The sequence below is a fragment of the Streptomyces sp. NPDC041796 genome (assembly GCF_055590785.1).
In genome coordinates this window covers 166,922-185,224 of record NZ_JBVJAH010000001.1, presented here as the reverse complement: position 1 = coordinate 185,224, position 18,303 = coordinate 166,922, and the positions used below count along the sequence as shown (strand labels likewise).

General features: G+C 72.7%; 18 protein-coding genes and 2 tRNA genes. 7 read left to right on the top strand and 13 right to left on the bottom strand.

The window, feature by feature from the left end; all coding sequences use genetic code 11:
• Positions 1 to 155 precede the first annotated feature (155 nt).
• From def to ACZ6C1_RS00810, 8 genes are all read right to left on the bottom strand, one after another.
• A complete protein-coding gene (gene def / locus ACZ6C1_RS00845; RefSeq protein ID WP_469236460.1) occupies positions 156 to 788 on the bottom strand; it encodes a peptide deformylase in 633 nt (210 codons plus the stop codon).
• Positions 789 to 888: 100 nt separating this feature from the next.
• Positions 889 to 1,869: a tetratricopeptide repeat protein gene (locus tag ACZ6C1_RS00840; RefSeq protein WP_469236459.1), complete on the bottom strand. Its 981-nt coding sequence runs from the start codon at positions 1,867 to 1,869 to the stop codon at positions 889 to 891.
• Between the two features lie 105 nt (positions 1,870 to 1,974).
• Positions 1,975 to 3,243, bottom strand: coding sequence for an HD-GYP domain-containing protein (locus ACZ6C1_RS00835; protein ID WP_469236458.1), 1,269 nt, complete (start codon positions 3,241 to 3,243; stop codon positions 1,975 to 1,977).
• On the bottom strand, positions 3,240 to 4,673 hold the full coding sequence (locus tag ACZ6C1_RS00830; RefSeq protein WP_469236457.1) for an HD-GYP domain-containing protein: 1,434 nt from the start codon (positions 4,671 to 4,673) through the stop codon (positions 3,240 to 3,242). Before ACZ6C1_RS00830 ends, ACZ6C1_RS00835 begins: the two co-directional genes overlap by 4 nt.
• A 447-nt stretch (positions 4,674 to 5,120) precedes the next feature.
• On the bottom strand, positions 5,121 to 5,435 hold the full coding sequence (gene rsrA / locus ACZ6C1_RS00825; RefSeq protein WP_469236456.1) for a mycothiol system anti-sigma-R factor: 315 nt from the start codon (positions 5,433 to 5,435) through the stop codon (positions 5,121 to 5,123).
• The gene (locus ACZ6C1_RS00820) at positions 5,432 to 6,088 is read right to left on the bottom strand and encodes a sigma-70 family RNA polymerase sigma factor (RefSeq protein WP_198944053.1); all 657 of its coding nucleotides are present in this window, start codon (positions 6,086 to 6,088) and stop codon (positions 5,432 to 5,434) included. Before ACZ6C1_RS00820 ends, rsrA begins: the two co-directional genes overlap by 4 nt.
• A 293-nt stretch (positions 6,089 to 6,381) precedes the next feature.
• On the bottom strand, positions 6,382 to 7,020 hold the full coding sequence (locus ACZ6C1_RS00815; protein WP_469236455.1) for an alpha/beta hydrolase family protein: 639 nt from the start codon (positions 7,018 to 7,020) through the stop codon (positions 6,382 to 6,384).
• Between the two features lie 38 nt (positions 7,021 to 7,058).
• Positions 7,059 to 7,880 (bottom strand): SOS response-associated peptidase, encoded by an 822-nt coding sequence (locus ACZ6C1_RS00810; RefSeq protein WP_469236454.1) that lies wholly within the window; start codon positions 7,878 to 7,880, stop codon positions 7,059 to 7,061.
• A 51-nt stretch (positions 7,881 to 7,931) separates the two neighbouring features.
• Here ACZ6C1_RS00810 and ACZ6C1_RS00805 point away from each other — a divergent pair, with 51 nt between their 5' ends.
• From ACZ6C1_RS00805 to ACZ6C1_RS00790, 4 genes are all read left to right on the top strand, one after another.
• Positions 7,932 to 8,624: a M50 family metallopeptidase gene (locus ACZ6C1_RS00805; RefSeq protein WP_469236453.1), complete on the top strand. Its 693-nt coding sequence runs from the start codon at positions 7,932 to 7,934 to the stop codon at positions 8,622 to 8,624.
• A gap of 37 nt (positions 8,625 to 8,661) precedes the next feature.
• Positions 8,662 to 9,987 (top strand): 3-phosphoshikimate 1-carboxyvinyltransferase, encoded by a 1,326-nt coding sequence (aroA, locus tag ACZ6C1_RS00800; RefSeq protein ID WP_469236452.1) that lies wholly within the window; start codon positions 8,662 to 8,664, stop codon positions 9,985 to 9,987.
• A gap of 4 nt (positions 9,988 to 9,991) precedes the next feature.
• Positions 9,992 to 11,005 (top strand): ribosome small subunit-dependent GTPase A, encoded by a 1,014-nt coding sequence (rsgA, locus tag ACZ6C1_RS00795; protein ID WP_469236451.1) that lies wholly within the window; start codon positions 9,992 to 9,994, stop codon positions 11,003 to 11,005.
• A gap of 111 nt (positions 11,006 to 11,116) precedes the next feature.
• Entirely contained in the window at positions 11,117 to 11,440 is a 324-nt protein-coding gene (locus ACZ6C1_RS00790) for a DMT family transporter (RefSeq protein ID WP_336318926.1), read from the top strand.
• Here the strand turns inward: ACZ6C1_RS00790 and ACZ6C1_RS00785 are convergent.
• Positions 11,406 to 12,014 (bottom strand): TetR/AcrR family transcriptional regulator, encoded by a 609-nt coding sequence (locus ACZ6C1_RS00785; RefSeq protein ID WP_469236450.1) that lies wholly within the window; start codon positions 12,012 to 12,014, stop codon positions 11,406 to 11,408. The genes ACZ6C1_RS00790 and ACZ6C1_RS00785 overlap by 35 nt on opposite strands.
• Before the next feature lie 109 nt (positions 12,015 to 12,123).
• Between ACZ6C1_RS00785 and hisN the strand changes: the two genes are divergently transcribed.
• Together hisN and ACZ6C1_RS00775 are read left to right on the top strand one after the other, a co-directional pair.
• On the top strand, positions 12,124 to 12,924 hold the full coding sequence (gene hisN, locus ACZ6C1_RS00780; protein WP_469236449.1) for a histidinol-phosphatase: 801 nt from the start codon (positions 12,124 to 12,126) through the stop codon (positions 12,922 to 12,924).
• Between the two features lie 155 nt (positions 12,925 to 13,079).
• Positions 13,080 to 13,496 (top strand): CBS domain-containing protein, encoded by a 417-nt coding sequence (locus ACZ6C1_RS00775; RefSeq protein ID WP_469236448.1) that lies wholly within the window; start codon positions 13,080 to 13,082, stop codon positions 13,494 to 13,496.
• A gap of 72 nt (positions 13,497 to 13,568) precedes the next feature.
• Here ACZ6C1_RS00775 and ACZ6C1_RS00770 read toward each other — a convergent pair whose 3' ends face one another.
• On the bottom strand, positions 13,569 to 15,020 hold the full coding sequence (locus tag ACZ6C1_RS00770) for a catalase (protein WP_469236447.1): 1,452 nt from the start codon (positions 15,018 to 15,020) through the stop codon (positions 13,569 to 13,571).
• A gap of 150 nt (positions 15,021 to 15,170) precedes the next feature.
• On the opposite strand from ACZ6C1_RS00770, the gene ACZ6C1_RS00765 reads away from it, so the two are divergent.
• Entirely contained in the window at positions 15,171 to 15,587 is a 417-nt protein-coding gene (locus ACZ6C1_RS00765) for a Fur family transcriptional regulator (RefSeq protein WP_469236446.1), read from the top strand.
• Between the two features lie 143 nt (positions 15,588 to 15,730).
• On the opposite strand, the gene ACZ6C1_RS00760 is transcribed toward ACZ6C1_RS00765, so the two are convergent.
• The 3 genes from ACZ6C1_RS00760 to ACZ6C1_RS00750 all read right to left on the bottom strand — a co-directional run bounded on the left by ACZ6C1_RS00760 (position 15,731) and on the right by ACZ6C1_RS00750 (position 18,260).
• Positions 15,731 to 15,804 (bottom strand) — tRNA-Met (locus ACZ6C1_RS00760).
• Positions 15,805 to 16,120: 316 nt separating this feature from the next.
• Positions 16,121 to 17,971, bottom strand: coding sequence for a tetratricopeptide repeat protein (locus ACZ6C1_RS00755; RefSeq protein ID WP_469236445.1), 1,851 nt, complete (start codon positions 17,969 to 17,971; stop codon positions 16,121 to 16,123).
• Between the two features lie 215 nt (positions 17,972 to 18,186).
• Positions 18,187 to 18,260, bottom strand: a tRNA-Met gene (locus tag ACZ6C1_RS00750).
• Positions 18,261 to 18,303 lie beyond the last annotated feature (43 nt).

The following is an 18,303-nucleotide window of genomic DNA, read 5'->3' as shown; positions in this document are numbered from 1 at the left end:
TGTCCGAGGGCGAACGGTCCGAGGAGCGCCGCCCATGAGACTGACCGGCGGGTCCACGCGCGTCAACAGGGCAGGGGGAGGCGTCATTTGTCCGCCCATTGGCGGTCGCGAAAAGGCCCCGTCCCGGTCACCGGAACGGGGCCCGCCAGTGGGCGTCAGTCGTTCGCCACGACCGGGTAGCGCGGCGTCCCCTCGGCCATCTGCTTCAGCGCGTCCTTGCGCTCCCGCTTCGACAGCCGATCGATGTACAGGTACCCGTACAGGTGGTCGGTCTCGTGCTGGAGGCAGCGGGCGAAGTACCCGGTGCCCCGCACCTTGATGGGGTTGCCCTTCACGTCCTGCCCGCGCACCACCGCGTAGTCGGGCCGTGCCAGGGAGGCGTACGCACCCGGTACGGACAGGCACCCCTCGTTGGAGTCGTCCAGGACGCGGCCCTCCACCGGCAGCTCCTCCAGCACCGGGTTGCAGACCACGCCCACGTGCCGGACGCCCTCGTCGTCCATGCAGTCGTAGACGAAGACCTTCAGGTCGACACCGATCTGATTGGCGGCCAGGCCCACGCCCTCCGCCGTCCGCTGGCTGGCGAACATGTCGTCGACCAGCCGGGCGAGCTCGTCACCGAACTCGGTGACGTCCTTGCACTCCTTGTGCAGCACCGGATTGCCGACCACCGTGATCGGGCGGGAGGTACCGCGCTCGCGGTACGCGCGCTCGCGCTCCTCGCAGTCCTCCGTGTCGACGATGAAGCCCTCGTCGTCGACCTGCTGAGCCGTCTCCTGCTGCGCCATGTCCGCTTCTGCGCCTTCCTGAGTACCCGATGCCCGCGGCCGTGCCCGTACAGCACGCCGCGTTGTGCCCGTACAGCCTACGGGCCGCGAGTGACAGGGGTCAGCAGACTTCCTCGAGATCCCGCCACTCCCGGCTGTCCGGACTGTCCGCCACCCAGCCGTCGAGCAGGCCCCGGACCAGTCCGGCGGGCGCCGCGATGCCGCACTCGCGCTCCGGCACCCACAGCTCGCCCGGCGACCGGTGGCCCAGCGGCCCCGGGTGCCCCGGCTCACTGTGGTCGTGCGGGTCCAGGTGCTCGCCCTCGCCCTCGGCGCTGGGCATCCGCGACTCGGAGCAGGCCCGGCACAGCAGCCGTACCGACGACGACCAGTCCTCGGCGGCGAACCCGGCGTCGGCCGCGAGCCGCTCCAGGGCGTTCCGGTCGTCCTCCGTGGCCGCCTCGAGCAGCACCACCCAGGTCGGTACGGGCGACGGCGCCCACAGTTCGATCTCGTCGAACACGGGGAAGCTGTGCCCGGCCGATGTCGTCCGCTCCCCGTTGGGGACCCCGTCGTGCAGCACGACCTCGCCCCAGCGCCGCCCCGAGGACGGCAGCGGGATGGACAGCACCTCGATCCGGGCGGGGTCCAGCCTGCGTCCCCACACCACCTCGGCCTCGCCCTCCGGCGACAGCCGGACCGCCGCGCTGCCCAGCTCCATCCCGGTCGGCTCCCCGCCGGCCGCGGCGGCCCCGGGCACCTTCAGCCCGTACGCCTGCCAGGCGCGGCGGGCCAGCGGCCAGTCCTGGAGGGCGGTCGCGGCGATCCCGACGTTCCACCAGTCGGGCGCCCCGGTCTCCTTGTCGAGCAGCGCGACGGCCCGCAGCCCCGCGGTGCGCGCCTGCTCCCAGTCGTGCCTGAACTTGTGCAGGAGCGCCAGATTGAACCAGGACTCCGAGAGCCAGGGCTCCAGGTCCGCCGCACGCGTCAGCAACGCGCCCGCGTCCTCGTACCGCCCGTCCCCGATCAGCGTGAACGCGCGGTCGGTGGCCTGCCGCCACGAGGCGGAGGGCCGATGCCGTACCTTCCCGAAGATCCTCACGATTCCCGCCTGCCGGTCTGCCGGTCGCTGAAGGTCTCTGCCCCCGGACACCCTCTTGTTCGCATCCAACCATGCCGGGTCGCACGCCCGCTCATTACCCATGGGTTACCCAGGGGCCGACCCCGCGACGCCGCCCCGGGCGAGGACTCTCGCGAGCGACTCCACCACGTTCGGGTGATAGTCCCGCGCGGTGCCGAGCCGCAGCCGTTCCAGGGCGCCCAGCGCCCCGCCCGGGTCCTCGGCGCCTTCCCGCGACAGCTCGTCGTACGCGTTCACGGCACGGACGATCCGCGCGGGCAGCGGCTGCTCGTGGTACGGGTCGGCCTGCCGCTCCACGATGACCGCGACGGCCGCCGGTACGCCGGTCTGGCGCACCACCGCGCCGCCGAGCAGCGCGATCCGGCGCTGCTCGGCCTCCGGTAGGCGGGCCGTGGCGCCTTCCGGTACCGGGTCGACCAGGGACAGCTGTCCGATGTCGTGCATCAGTGCGGCGTACTCCAGAACGGTCAGATCGGGCCCCGACAGCCCCAGCTCGCGCCCTACGGCCCGGCTGAGCGCCGCCACCCGGCGGGCATGTCCGGGGCGCGTGTACCCGGCGATCTCGGTGGCACGCGCGAGGGAGGCGATGGTCTGGCGGTAGGTGTCGCGGACGGCGGCGTACCGGCGGAACGACAGCTGGGTGAGCAGCAGCGGTACGCAGAACACGGGCAGCGCCCACAGCCCGGCGACGGCCACGGCCAGGGCCATCACGGCGCCCGTCGCACACACGGCGGAGCCGATGCCCGGCAGGGCACGCAGCTCGTCGCACAGCAGCGGGCCGTACGGATGGCCGGTGCGGGCATGCAGCAGCAGGGCGACGAGAACCGCGTCGCACAGGGCGTACAGGACCAGGAGGACCACCAGGAACAGCGCGTAATAGTGCCCCCGCCCGGTGGCCCGCAGAAGCTGACCCGAGTTGTAGAGGGGCTGGAAGCACAGGGCGGCGAAGCCGACCGTGAGCACCCTGCGGGCCACGAGGTCGCAGGCGGGGCCCCGCCCCCGGGCCACCTGCGGAACGGCACCGACGAGGGCGCCCGCGACGACGACGGCGACGGTCTGGGCGACCCCGTGGGTGGTCGGCCGCCCGGCGGACTCGCCGAGCAGGGCGTACGCGAGGGCCCCGGCCGCCGCGAGGGGCGCGGGCTCCCTCTCACCCGGCCGGGCGCCCCAGCGGGCGAGTTCGCCGATGGTGACGAGGACGCCGAAGGCCAGCGCCGTACCCGGCTCGGCGATCCCGTGCCACAGGGTCCAGCCGAGCCCGGCGACCGCGGCCGCCCCGGCGGCGGAGTGGAGCAGCACGGCGGCCGGCCGGGCGCAGCGTGGCGAGGCGGTCACCCGGCGCCGCCCCACGCCCGGCCGGGACCGCGGCCGTGGCCGGGTGCCCGGCGCCGCCCGGCCGGCGCCTTCCCGCGCGCCCGCGCCGGGGTGTCGGGGCGCCCGCCCGCCGCGCCGGGGCCGCCGGGGGCCGGTGCCGGTTCGTCGGCCGTGACCGCCGGCTGCCAGCCGTGCCGGTCCAGCGCGCGCACCAGCGCCCGGACCATCCTCGGGTCGAACTGCCGCCCCGCGCACCGCTCCAGCTCCGCCACCGCCGCCGCGACGGGCCTGGCCCTCCGGTACGAGCGGGTCGACGTCATCGCGTCGAACGCGTCGGCGACGGCGACCACGCGCGCCGCCTCCGGGATCCGGTCGCCGCTCAGCCCGTACGGGTAGCCGCTGCCGTCCATCCGCTCGTGGTGGTGCAGGATCGCGGCGCGCGCCTCCCCCAGGAACCCGATACCGCGCACGATCTCGTGCCCGTACTCCGGATGCAGCTCGATCACCCGCCGCTCCTGCGGGGTCAGCGGCCCGTCCTTGCGCAGCACCCGCGTCGGGACGCCCAGCTTGCCGACGTCGTGGAGGATCCCGGCGAACCGGATCACGTCGAGACGGGTCTCGTCCATGCCCAGTTCGCGGGCGATGAGCACCGACGCGTGGCCGACCCGCTCGCTGTGTCCCCGGGTGTAGGTGTCCTTGATGTCGACGGCCTGGACGAGGGCCCGGATGGTGGCCTGGTGGGCGGCGCGTTCACGGTGGTACTGGCCGTACATCCAGGAGGAGATGTACATGGGCAGCAGCACGAACAGGGCCGAGGGCCAGCCGTACGGGCTGCGCCACAGCACCGCCATCATCAGTCCGGCGAGCCCGTGCACGGCGTGCGGGACGAGGGACCGGGACAGCAGACCGTGCCAGGCGGCACGCAGCGGCACCGGTTCGGCCACGGCGAGGATGCCGCCGTCGAGGGCGGCGACGACCAGGCAGAAGGCGAGCGCGGCGGCGCCGGCGGGCAGGAGGACGTACGGGAAGTCGGACGCGGCCACCGCGGCGGGTCCGTCCAGGAGCGCGGCGGTGTGCGCGGCGGCCCACGCGGCGAGGGCGAGCTGCGCGGCGCGCCAGATCCGGCGCGGCGCGGCGGGCCGCCGCTCGACGTGGGAGATCAGGGCACCCGGCACGGCGACGAGCGCGGCCGCGGCGGGCGGCAGCAGCAGGGCGGCGGCGAGCAGCACGGGCAGGAACGATCCGGCACCCACCGGAGCGGGACCGGCGCCCCGCACCCCGCCGAGGAGGCGGCAGCGGGCGGGCCACTCGCACACCGCGTAGAGACCGGTGAGCAACGCGAGGGCGGGCCAGGGCGTCGCTGCCCCCGGACCGAGCGCCGGAAGCGCGAAGGTGACGGCGCACAACACGGCCCCCGCGATGTACACGCGCGCCGCTACCGGAATCCCCACACCGTCTCCCCGCCGCCTCGTCGGCCTCTTGTCGGCTTTCGTCGGCTTTCGTCGACCACGTGGATCGTCAGGCTAACGAGTCGGCCCCGGTGCGGCGGCGGGACGAAACCGATTAGCACCTTCGGGTGATGAGAGGCATAAGTCCCGAATAACGGGGCCCGTACGAACGGGTGTTGTGCCGCCGGCCGGCGTAAGCGCCCCCGCCGCGGGGCCCTCTCCCGGAGGGGCGTTTCCCGGGCGGCGCGGGCCGTCCCGGGTGGCGGAGTCAACCCCAGGTAGGGGCGGCTTTGTCCGGGCGGCGAAAGCGTCACACGTGCGGCGGAGGGGTTGCCCCACGAGGGGGCTACGCCGGCAGCGGGGTTGCCCCGCACGGCGGGACCCGGCCCGGGCCGGGAGGCGCGGGATGCGGGGGCGTCGCCGGTGAGGGTCAGGGCCGGCCGGTGCGGGTCACTCCTGGGTCGCGGGGGTCGCTCCCGGCGCCGTCACGTCGTGGTCCGGCACCGCCTCGCCCGAGCGGATCAGTTCGATACGGCCCATGACCTTCGCCCGGAGGTCGGCCGGGACGTCGTCGTGTCCGCAGCACCGCTTGACCAGCTTCTTCACGGCCTGCTCAAGGCCGTACTTCTCCAGGCACGGGGAGCACTCCTCGAAGTGCACCTCGAACTTGGTGCAGTCACTGTCCGGCATCTCGTGGTCGAGGAACTCGTAGAGGTGGTCCAGGACCTCCGAGCAGTCCGTCTCGTGCGGCTCTCCGCAGCTCATGAGCCCGAGCCTTTCCCGTTGTTCGACGACTCTCCGGCGCCCGCCGGGACCAGTCCGCGTTCGCGGGCGTAGTCCTCGAGCATGCCGCGCAGCTGGCGACGGCCACGGTGCAGTCGGGACATCACCGTACCGATGGGTGTACCCATGATGTCCGCGATCTCCTTGTACGCAAAGCCCTCGACATCGGCCAGATAGACGGCGATGCGGAACTCCTCGGGGATGGCCTGGAGGGCTTCCTTCACGTCGGAGTCGGGCAGGTGGTCCAGCGCCTGGGACTCGGCGGACCGCAGACCGGTGGACATGTGCGACTCGGCACGGGCGAGCTGCCAGTCCTCGATCTCCTCGGCGGCGCTGCGCTGGGGCTCGCGCTGCTTCTTGCGGTACGAGTTGATGAAGGTGTTGGTGAGGATCCGGTACAGCCACGCCTTGAGGTTGGTGCCCTCACGGAACTGGTGGAAGGACCCGTACGCCTTCGCGTACGTCTCCTGCACCAGGTCCTCGGCGTCGGCGGGGTTGCGCGTCATGCGCAGCGCCGCCGAGTACATCTGGTCGAGGTATTCCAGCGCGTCGCGCTCGAAGCGCGCGTTGCGCTCGGCCGTCGTCTCCTCGTGGCCGTCGTCGGTCCCTGTGTCGGTCCCAGTGACCGGACCCACCTCCTCCAGCGCTGCGGCGGCGAGACCGAGTGCGGACCCGCTCGAATCGGAGAATAGTCGACCTTCCGGGGACAGGTCCTTCCGATTCTTCCCACCCGGTGTGCGGCCCGTCAGGCCAGGCGCGGTCGTGGCCGCGGGCAGCACGGTCCAGTCCAGCTCGGCAGCGGACTGCGACCGGCTCGGGCAGATGGTCGAACCCATGCGACGGACTCCCTCTCCTGGCTCTGCTTTCTCACCGACGCCCGTCACAACACCGGGAGGACCGTCCGTCATTCCCGCACGCGGGCGTCACTTCACCGCAGGGCCCCCAGCCATGCCCCGACCCCGTCGGTGATCACGGTCAGGGCGTCCTCCTGGGTGATGGGCGCCCGTTTCGGCACGGCGAACCCGTGATCGCCGAAGGGCACCTCCACCAGCTCGTAATCCCCGTCGGGGAACTCGGCCGGCCTGCCGAACGGATCGTTCCCGCCCTGGACGACGAGCGTGGGCACCCCGGCGCCCAGCAGCTCGTCCGCCCGGGAGCTCTCCGGCTTGCCGGGCGGGTGCAGCGGGAACGACAGCGCGAGTACGGCGTGGGCGCCCAGCTCGCGGGCGGTGCGGCAGGCCACCCGGGCGCCGGCGCTGCGCCCGCCGGCCACCACGGGCGGGCCGGGCGCGCGGAGCGCCGGCCACAGGTCGCGCCAGCCCTCGTCGAGCCGCTTGGGCGCGGGGGCCAGCTTCTTGCCGGCGACCCGCCAGGGCTGTTCGACGAGCGCGACGGTCACCCCGGTGGCGGGCAGGCCGGCGGCCAGCGCCCGGAGGTCACGGGCCTCGATGCCGCCTCCGGCGCCGTGGCTCAGCGCCACGACCAGGCGGGCGGCCCGGCCCTCCGCCTCGTACCAGGTGATACGGGCGTCCCCGAGGCCGGTCGGGACGGTTTCGGTGGTGGTCACCCGGCCATCCTGCCGTGTGCCGGGCCGGGAGCCCGGGATCAGAACAGCGTTCCCTCCTCGGGGGCGGCGATTTCCTCCAGCAGTTCGGGGCCGTTGTTGCGGACGTTGCTGACGGCGGTGGCCACCGGGTAGGCCCTCATCAGGCCTGCGGCCGGCGGGGTCAGCAGGGAGCGCAGGTCGTCCATGTCCGTGCGGGCCGGGTCGAGCCAGGCGTCCCACCGGTCGGGCGTCAGCATCAGGGGCATGCGCGGGTGGATGTCGGCCAGCGAGTGGGGGCCCTCCACCGGGGCCACGCCCAGCGGCTCCTCGTCGGCCTCGGTGGTGATCACCGAGCAGGTGGCCCACCACGCCTGCGGGTGGTCGGCGGGCAGGGTGGGGTCGCGCCAGAACTCGTACAGGCCGGCCATCGCGAAGACCGACCCGTCGGCCGGGGTGACGAAGTAGGGCTGCTTGCGGGGGCGCTTCTTCTTGCCCTGCTCCTCCAGCTGCCGCTCGGCGGCGCCGGTCACCCATTCGTAATAGCCGTCGGCGGGCAGGATGCAGCGGCGCTGGGCGAACGCCCGCCGGAAGGACGGCTTGTCGTGCACGGTCTCCGCACGGGCGTTGATCATCCGGGCCGCGCCCTCCGGCGTCTTCGACCAGGAGGGCACCAGCCCCCACTTCAGCACGCGCAGCTGCCGAACCGGACGGTCGGGATCCGCGTCCTTGTCCTTGAGGGGGCGTTCGAGGACCGCGTACACCTCTTTGGTGGGAGCCACGTTCCAGTCGGGGGCCAGGGCCTCCTTCGGCTCCCATTTCTCTATCTGGAAGAGTCCGGTCAGGTCCTCGGGCCTACGACTCGCCGAATAACGTCCGCACATACTTGCCAACATTGCCACGCGCCACCGACACCATGAGGAGCCGTCCGAGAAATGGCCAGCACCGATCTGTTCGGTACCCAGCCCGCCCCGGACCTGTGGCTCGTCGTCGTCACCGCCGTGGCGGCCCTCGCCGTGACCGTCCCGCACCGGGTGTGGCGCCTCTCGCGCAACGCGGTGACCATCGCCCACGAGGGCGGCCACGGGCTGGTCGCCCTGCTCACCGGCCGCCGCCTCGACGGCATCCGGCTCCACTCCGACACCAGCGGCCTCACCGTCAGCCGCGGCAGGCCCACCGGTCTCGGGATGATCCTCACCGCGGCCGCCGGCTACACCGCGCCCTCCCTGCTGGGCCTCGGCGGCGCCTGGCTCCTGGCCGCACACCGGGTCACCCTGCTGCTGTGGATCGCCACCGCGCTCCTGCTGGCCATGCTGGTGATGATCCGGAACCTGTACGGGGCGCTCACGGTCGTCCTGACGGGCGCGGCGTTCGTGCTGGTGTCGTGGCTGACGGAACCGGACGTGCAGTCCGGGTTCGCGTACAGCGCGGTGTGGTTCCTGCTGCTGGGCGGGGTACGTCCGGTCTTCGAGCTCCAGGCCAAGCGGCGGCACGGCGGGGCGCCGGACTCGGACGCCGACCAGCTCTCGCGGCTCACGCACGTTCCCGCGGCTCTGTGGCTGTTCTTCTTCCACGCCGTTTCCCTGTGCTCGCTGATCGGCGGGGGGCGCTGGCTGCTCGGGCTGTGATCGGCCGTGACCACTTGCCCCGTCTAAAGTGAGGGGCATGACCGAAACCCCCGCACAGCTCGATCTCTGGCCGGCCCCGCACGCGAGTGGGGCCGTGGACGCGACCGTCACCGTGCCCGGGTCCAAGTCGGTCACCAACCGTGCCCTGGTGCTCGCCGCCCTCGCCTCCGAGCCGGGATGGCTGCGGCATCCGCTGCGCTCCCGCGACACCCTGCTGATGGCGGAGGCCCTGCGCACGATGGGCGTCGGCATCGAGGAGGGCGTCGGCCCGGACGGCACGGGCGAGCGGTGGCGCGTCATCCCCGCCGGCCTGCACGGCCCCGCCACGATCGACGTCGGCAACGCGGGCACGGTCATGCGCTTCCTCCCGCCGGTCGCGACGCTGGCCACCGGCCCGGTGCGCTTCGACGGCGACCCGCGCTCCTACGAGCGGCCGCTGCACGGCGTGATCGACGCCCTGCGCGTCCTCGGCGCCCGGATCGACGACGAGGCGCGCGGCGCGCTGCCGATGACGGTGCACGGGGCGGGGGCCCTGGAGGGCGGCCCGGTGGAGATCGACGCCTCGTCCTCCTCCCAGTTCGTCAGCGCCCTGCTTCTGTCCGCGCCGCGCTTCAACCAGGGCGTGGAGGTGCGCCACACGGGCGCCAGGCTGCCGTCGATGCCCCACATCCGGATGACCGTCGACATGCTCCGCGCGGTCGGCGCCCAGGTCGACGAGCCGGAGACCGGCGGCGAGCCCAACGTGTGGCGGGTCTCCCCCTCCGCGCTGCTCGGCCGCGACCTGACCGTCGAGCCGGACCTGTCCAACGCGCAGCCGTTCCTGGCCGCCGCGCTGGTCACCGGTGGACGGGTCACCATCCCCGACTGGCCCGAGCGGACCACCCAGCCCGGTGACGCGCTGCGGGAGATCTTCACCGAAATGGGTGGCTCCTGCGAGCTCACCGAGCAGGGCCTGACCTTCAGCGGGACGGGCACGATCCACGGCATCGACGTGGACCTGGGCGAGGTCGGCGAGCTGACGCCCGGCATCGCGGCGGTCGCCGCCCTCGCCGACTCGCCCTCCACGCTGCGCGGCGTGGCCCACCTGCGTCTCCACGAGACGGACCGGCTGGCCGCGCTCACCAAGGAGATCAACGAGCTGGGCGGTGATGTCACCGAGACCGAGGACGGTCTGCACATCCGGCCCCGCCCGCTGCACGGCGGCGTGTTCCACACGTACGACGACCACCGGATGGCGACGGCCGGTTCGGTCATCGGCCTCGCCGTCCCCGGCGTGGAGATCGAGAACGTCGCGACGACCGCGAAGACCCTGCCGGACTTCCCGCAGATGTGGACCGGAATGCTCGGAATGCTCGAGGCCTGACGACATGCGCCGCTACGGCAAGAACCCGGACGAGGACGACATCCGCTCCCGTCCCAACCCCAAGGGCAACCGCCCCCGTACCAACATCCGTCCCAAGCACGAGGACGCGGCCGAGGGCATGGTCCTCACCGTGGACCGCGGCCGGCTGACCTGCCTGGTCGACGGCCGGACGATCATGGCGATGAAGGCCCGCGAGCTGGGCCGCAAGGCCGCGGTCGTGGGCGACCGGGTCTCCCTGGTGGGTGATCTGTCCGGCAAGAAGGACACCCTCGCGCGGATCGTCCGCATCGAGGAACGGTCCTCGGTGCTGCGCCGCACGGCCGACGACGACGATCCGTACGAGCGCGTCGTCGTCGCCAACGCCGACCAGCTGGCCATCGTCACGGCCCTCGCCGACCCGGAGCCCCGCCCCCGGCTGATCGACCGGTGCCTGGTCGCGGCGTACGCCGGTGGTCTGGAGCCGCTGCTGGTGCTCACCAAGTCCGACCTGGCCCCGCCGGAAAAGCTGCTGGACCTGTACGGGGCACTCGACATCCCGTACGTCGTGACGAGTCAGGACGAGCTGTACGACGGCCACACCGCCGCCGACCGGGTCCGCGAGTACCTGGCCGGGCGTACCACCGCGTTCGTCGGCCACTCGGGGGTCGGCAAGACCACGCTGGTGAACGCGCTGGTGCCGGAGGACCGCCGGAGGAGCACCGGTCTGGTGAACGCGGTGACCGGCCGCGGCCGGCACACCACCACCTCGGCGCTGGCGCTGCCGCTCAGCCGCGCGGAGGGCTGGGTGATCGACACCCCCGGCGTGCGGTCCTTCGGGCTGCACCACGTCGATCCGTCCCGCGTCATCAACGCCTTCCCGGACCTGGTGCCCGGTACGGAGCAGTGCCCGCGCGCCTGCAGCCACGACGAGCCGGACTGCGGGCTGGACGCGTGGGTGGCCGAGGGGCACGCCGACCCCGCCCGGCTGTATTCGCTGCGGCGACTGCTCGCCACGCGCGAGCGACGCGAGGGCGACTGAGTCGCGCACGTTTGCGGATGGCTCCGCCTGGTAAGTGCATAATCGCACCAAGTGACACGAAGCAGTCACCGACATCACTCACCGAGGTCACCGACGCGGGAGGCACTGACGATGGCGTGGCTGCTGGTGATTGTCGCCGGTTTCCTGGAGACCGGTTTCGCGGTCTGCCTCAAGCTGTCGCACGGGTTCACCCGGCTGTGGCCGACGGTCGCGTTCGCCTGCTTCGCGCTGGGCAGCTTCGGCCTGCTGACCCTGTCGCTGCGGAAGCTGGACATCGGTCCGGCCTACGCGGTCTGGACCGGCATCGGCGCGGCGGGTACGGCCGTCTACGGGATGATCTTCCTCGGTGACCTGGTGTCCGTCCTGAAGATCGTTTCGATCACGCTGGTGATCGTCGGCGTCATCGGTCTGCAGCTTTCGGGCTCGTCGCACTGAGGGCGTGCCGCAGCACCGCGCCGACCCCCTGGGCGTCCGGCGCGACGACGTACGACAGCGCCAGTCGCACCGCCAGCTCGCACGCCTCCTCGCCGGGGTCGGTGCCGTCGCGCCCCAGGGCGGCCCGGGACCGCTCCCGTACCGCCGCCAGCAGCTCGCCCGGGGCCGGCGCCCCGGCGTCGGCGCGCCGCTGCGCCGGGGCGCCGGCCTGCACGCGGGAGCGGACGGCGGCGGGGCGGGGCGCGGGCAGCCGGTCGCCCCAGCAGCCGGTGAGCAGGGCCCGCAGCAGGGGCCGGGCAGCCGCCTCCCCGACGGTCCACTCGACCACCGATACGAGCCGGTCCGTGGTGCCCGCCCTGGCCCGGAGGGCGCGCTCGACCCCGTACAGATAGGCGTCGGCCTCTCGCCGCACCAGGGCGCGGGCGAGGCCCTCCTTGCTGCCGAACTCGTTGTAGAGGGTCTGCCGGGAGACCCCGGCCGCAGAGGCCACGTCGACCATCCGGACCGCCGACCAGGGCAGTTCTCCCAGGGCCGCCATGGCGGCGTTCAGCAGTGCTTCTCGCGCGGTGGGCATCGTCGCCTCCCAGGCCGTCATCCCGGCTCTGCGCTCAGAGTTGACGGGCGGCCACGCACTGTCAATAGGCCCTGCTGAAGCAGCGGATCCACCGGGATAGAGTCGGCCCATGGCCGATTACCACGATGATCTGCGTCTTGCCCACGTCCTCGCGGATGCCGCCGACGCCGCCACCATGGACCGGTTCCGCGCCCTGGACCTGAAGGTCGAGACCAAGCCGGACATGACACCGGTGAGCGAGGCGGACAAGGCGGCCGAGGAACTGATCCGTGGCCAGCTGCAGCGGGCGCGCCCGCGGGACGCGATCCTGGGCGAGGAGTACGGCGTCGAGGGCACCGGCCCGCGCCGCTGGGTGATCGACCCGATCGACGGCACCAAGAACTACGTCCGCGGGGTGCCGGTGTGGGCCACCCTGATCGCGCTGATGGAGGCGGGCCCCGGCGGGTTCCAGCCGGTCGTGGGCGTGGTGTCGGCGCCGGCGCTGGGCCGTCGGTGGTGGGCGGCGAAGGGACTGGGCGCGTACACCGGCCGCAGCCTTTCGTCGGCGACCCGCCTCCAGGTGTCGAAGGTGGGGCGGCTGTCCGACGCGTCGTTCGCGTACTCGTCGCTGAGCGGCTGGGAGGAGCAGGGGCGGCTGGACGGGTTCCTGGACCTCACGCGCGCGTGCTGGCGGACGCGAGGCTACGGCGACTTCTGGCCGTACATGATGGTCGCCGAGGGGTCGGTGGACATCTGCGCCGAGCCGGAGCTGTCCCTGTGGGACATGGCGGCGACGGCGATCGTGGTCCAGGAGGCGGGCGGTACGTTCACGGGCCTCGACGGTAAGCCGGGCCCGCACAGCGGCAACGCGGCGGCGTCGAACGGCCTGCTCCACGATGAGCTGCTGGGTTACCTGAACCAGCGCTACTGACCCCGGCGGGCGCCTACCGTCCGTAGTGGCGTCTGCGCGCCAGGTGGCGCCGCCCTCTTGTTGAGGCCCGTGCGGGCTGCCACTCTAAGAGTCCCCCCGCTTGTGAACTTGTGAATCCTTTCTCATGGGGGTTCACCAAGGAGGTGGCTCCGCACATGCTCGTACGTGACGCCATGAGCACCGTGGTCCTCACCATCGGCCCCGCACACACCCTCCGGCAGGCCGCCGCACTGATGGCGGCGCGCCGCGTCGGCGCGGCCGTGGTCCTGGACCACGACACCAGCGGCCTCGGCATCCTCACCGAACGCGACATCCTCGTCTCCGTCGGGTCCGGTCAGAACCCCGACCTGGAGACGGCCGGCGCGCACACCACCACCGACGTCGTCTTCGCGGCGCCGGGCTGGACCCTGGAGGAGGCCGCCTCGGCCATGGCCCATGGCGGTTTCCGGCACCTGATCGTGCTGGACGGCGACGGACCGGTCGGCATCGTCTCCGTACGCGACATCATCCGCTGCTGGGCGCCGGTGCGCCTGCGTGCCGCCACCCGGGAGGCCACTCTGACGGCCGGGTAGCGGGCGCGAGAGAGGGCCGGCTCCCTCGTAGGGGAACCGGCCCTCCGGTTACGACAAGCGATCCAGTGCTGTTCAGCCGCGCAGGGCCTGGACCGCGGCCTCCAGCCGCTTGCCGTAGTCCTCGTCCGCCTGGCGGAAGTTGTTGATCGCGCGCTCGGCGATGTCGTCGCGCGAGACCTTGGCGATGAAGCCCGACAGGTTGGCGATCAGGCGCTCCTTCTCCTCCTCCGACATCAGCCGGTAGAGGTTGCCCGCCTGGACGAAGTCGTTGTCCTCGGCATGGACGGGCGCCTCCTGGTCGCCGGTCACCCCGGTGACCGGGACCGGCTGCCACAGCGGGCGGCCGGTCTGGGCGGGACCGCCGAAGCTGTTGGGCTCGTAGTTCTTGGCCCCGGCGTGACGGCCGTCGTAGAGGAAGCCGTCACGGCTGTTCGTGCGCGCCTCGGTGGCGTGCGGACGGTTCACCGGCAGGTGGTCGGCGTTGATGCCGACGCGGTAGCGGTGGGCGTCGCCGTACGCGAAGAGGCGGCCCTGGAGCATCTTGTCGGGCGAGGGGCCGATACCGGGCACGAAGTGGGCCGGGGAGAAGATCGACTGCTCGACCTCGGCGAAGATGTTCTGCGGGTTGCGGTTGAGCTCCAGCTTGCCGATCTCGATGACCGGGTAGTCCGCGTGCGGCCACACCTTGGTGAGGTCGAACGGGTTGAACCGGTACGTCGCGGCCTCGGCGGCGGGCATGATCTGCACACCGACGGTCCAGGACGGGTAGTCGCCGCGCTCGATGGCCTCGCGCAGGTCACGCTGGTGGGAGTCGGGGTCCTCACCCGCGAGCTTGTTGGCCTCGTCCTGCGTGAGGCACTTGATGCCCTGGTCGGTCTTGAAGTGGTACTTGACCCAGAAGACCTCACCGGCCTCGTTGTTCCACTGGAAGGTGTGGGAGCCGAAGCCGTCCATGTGGCGGTAGCTCGCCGGTATGCCGCGGTCGCCGAACAGCCAGGTCACCTGGTGGGTCGACTCGGGCGACAGGCCCCAGAAGTCCCATACGTTGTCCGCCTCCTGGGAGCCGGTGTAGGGGTCTCGCTTCTGGGTGTGGATGAAGTCGGGGAACTTGATGGCGTCCTTGATGAAGAACACCGGGGTGTTGTTGCCGACGAGGTCGTAGTTGCCCTCTTCGGTGTAGAACTTCAGCGCGAAGCCACGCGGGTCACGGACCGCGTCGGCCGCCCCGAGGTTGCCCGCCACGGTCGAGAAGCGGAGGAACGTTTCCGTCTGCTTGCCGACCTCGGACAGGAACTTCGCCCGGGTGTACCGGGTGACGTCCGCGGTCACCGTGAAGATGCCGTACGCGCCGGCGCCGCGCGCGTGGACCACGCGCTCCGGTATGCGCTCGCGGTTGAAGTGGGCGAGCTTCTCCAGCAGGAGCTGGTCCTGAACCAGCACCGGACCTCCGGCGCCCGCGGTCTCGCTGTTCCGGTTGTCGGCGACCGGCGCGCCGGCCTCCGTAGTGAGCGGTCCCTGCGTCACGTGCGCCTCCTGCGTGTGTCCTGCGTCGTGCAAGTCCTGTCCTTTGGCCAAAGCCGTTCCCGATCCTACAATGGACATTGTCTAAGTCAAGCTCACTTCCAAACCCACACCGATTCGGGACTTAGGTCCCCTGCTGTTAGGCTGGTCCTCATGAGTGACCTGTTGGAACGACTGCGCGGACGCGGCTGGCGAATGACCGCACAGCGGCGGGTCGTGGCCGAGGTCCTCGACGGGGACCACGTCCACCTGACCGCCGACGAGGTGCACGCGCGCGCCGTGGAGCGGCTTCCCGAGATCTCCCGGGCGACGGTGTACAACACGCTGGGTGAGCTGGTGACGCTGGGCGAGGTCCTGGAGGTCTCCACGGACCGCCGCGCCAAGCGCTACGACCCGAACGCCCACCGCCCGCACCACCACCTGGTGTGCGCGCGCTGCGGCGCCATCCGCGACGTCCACCCCACGGGCGACCCCCTGGCGGACCTGCCGACCACGGAGCGCTTCGGCTTCACGATCTCCGACGTCGAGGTCACCTACCGGGGCGTCTGCCCGAACTGCGCCTCCGCCTGACCCGTACGGCTCGCGTACCACGCACACACGAGGAAGCCCCCGGCCGCGCGGCCGGGGGCTTCCTCGTGTGTGCGGTGACCGACGGTCGCCGAGCGGGACACGCCGAAGGCCCGGATCCTGAGGATCCGGGCCTTCGGTTTCAGTAGCGGGGACAGGATTTGAACCTGCGACCTCTGGGTTATGAGCCCAGCGAGCTACCGAGCTGCTCCACCCCGCGTCGGTGAACACAACCTTACGGGACCGCGTGGACCAGCGCAAATCCATAAGCAGGGCTTGGGCGGCGGCCGCGACGTGCTCCCGCTGAGGGTGGGGAGTGGCGGGGGCCGGCTGGTCCCTGGCGGGGCTGGGGCGGGTGGTCACCGACCGGGGCTGGGGGCGGTGGGTCGCTGGAGGCCGCAGGAGGGGGTCCGGCACCCGTGCGCGGTGCTCGGGCAGCGGCCCGTACGCGGGCAGGGGCCGCGGCTCCCGCGCCGGGCGCTGGTCCGGGGGCGGGAGCCGGGCGCCCCGGCGGAGGCGGCGGCTCCGTGCGGGCGCTAGGCGGTGAGTTCCTGGTGCAGTGCCTCGCTGAGCCGGGCGGCGCGCTCGGCGACCTCCGCGGGGCCCAGCTCCACCGCGCGGGCACACCAGCGGCGGCCCTCGGTCAGCTCGCCCCGGCGGGCGGCGAGCAGCGCCAGGCGGAGGGCGGCCCGGCCGTGTCCGGCGCGGGCGGCGCGGGTCCACCACAGCGACGCCTCGCGCTCGTTCCCGTCCCGGGCGAGCAGCAGGCCCAGGTTGAAGGCGCCGTTACGGCTGCCCGCGTCGGCGGCCTCCCGGTACCAGCGGGCCGCCTCCGCGGTGTCACCCCGCGCGGCGGCCAGCATGCCGACCCGTACCTGGGCGCGGCGGTGGCCCTGTTCGGCGGCCCTCTCGTACCACTCCTCGCACTCGCTCTTCGGGGCCTGCGGCTCGCCGAGCGCGGGCGGCCCGGTGGGCGCCTGGCGGGCGTCGAGGACGGTGGCGAGGCGGAACGCGGCCTCGGCGCTGCCGCCGCCCGCCGCGCACCGCAGGTGGCGCTCGGCCTCCTGCTCGTCGCCGTCCCGGAGGCGGGCGATGCCGACCTGCAGCGCGGCCTCGGTGTGGCCGGCCGCGGCGGCCCGCTCGTACCAGCGCAGCGCCGCCTCGTCGTCGTCGCGACCCGCGTAGAGGATGCCGAGGTTGAACGCGGCGTCGACGCTGCCCGCCTCGGCTGCCTTGGAGAACCACGGCTCGGCGCCGTTGGGGTCGCCGCTCTGGAGGAGCAGGATGGCCAAGGCGTTGGCGGCCTCGCGGTGACCCGCGTAGGCGGCGCGGCGGTACCACTGCTCGGCCTGGGCGACGCGGTTCTGGGCGGCGAACAGCAGCCCGAGGTTGTACGCGCCGTTCACATCGCCCGCGTCGGTGGCCGCGCGGTACCAGCGCTCGGCCGTCTGGTGCTCGCCGCGGGCGGCGTGCAGGGCGCCGAGCGCGTTGGCGGCGTTGCCGTCGCCGTCCTGGGCGGCACGCAGCCACCAGACGGCGGCGCTCTCCTCGTCGCCCGCGTCGCGGAGCAGGAACCCGAGCGCGCAGGCCGCGCGGGACTCGCCGTCCTTGGCGGACGTCAGGTACCAGCGGCCGGCCTCCTTGAGCTCACCGCGCCGTTCGAGGATGGCCCCCAGGTGCAGGGCGGCGCGGCGGTGGCCACGGGCGGCGGCCTGCCGGTACCACTGCTCGGCGGTCTCGCTACCCGTATCGGTGGCGGCGGTGTCGTCGGCGGCCTGGGCCTTGCGCTCCAGGGCGCGGGCGAGGCGGTAGGCGGCCTCCCGGTGGCCCTGCTCGGCGGCGGCACGCAGCCACCGCTCGGCGCCGACGTCGCTGCGGTGCTCCAGGAGGTCGGCGAGGGCGTACGCGCCGAGGGCGTGACCCTGCTCGGCGGACTGGCGCAGCCAGTACTCGGCCGCGGGCTCGTCGCCGCGCTCGCGGTAGTGGCGGCCCAGGGCGTGGGCGGCCGCCGCGGATCCGGCCACGGCGGCGATGCGCCACCAGCCGGCGGCCTCGTCGGCGTACCCGCGCTGGTGGAGGAGGACACCCAGGTTGTTGGCGGCGGCGCGGTCGCCGTCGGCGGTGGCGGCGCGCAGGTAGGGCTCGGCTCCGTCGAGGTCACCGCGTCGCAGCAGCAGTGCCCCGAGGACGCTCATGGCGGCGGTGTCGCCGTTCTCGGCGGCGCGGCGGTGACGCTCCTCGATCTCGACGCCGTCACCGGTCTCAGCGCTGTCCATGGCGGTGGTCTCCATGGCAGCGTCGCTCATCACATCTGCGGCGCTTTCGGCGTGCCGCTGCACAAACCGCCCTGTCTCCAACAGAGTTGCCCTGTCCCCCATAATTCCCATCGTCGCACCACCTGCTACCCGCGTACACCTGGTATACCGCAGCCAGTGAGGTCACTTCAGCGTTTTGTCGACATGCCCACAGGGAGACAAGTCAAACACGTTTCACCTCAACTGCCCCCGTCAGGGCCGTTCTTCACATGAGCCGCAGGAGCCCGGCCGCCCCCGAAATACGACAAGGGCCCGGATCCTGGAAGGATCCGGGCCCTTGCTTTCAGTAGCGGGGACAGGATTTGAACCTGCGACCTCTGGGTTATGAGCCCAGCGAGCTACCGAGCTGCTCCACCCCGCGTCGTTGTGTCACTACCGTATCACGACCCGCAGGGCCCCCTGCC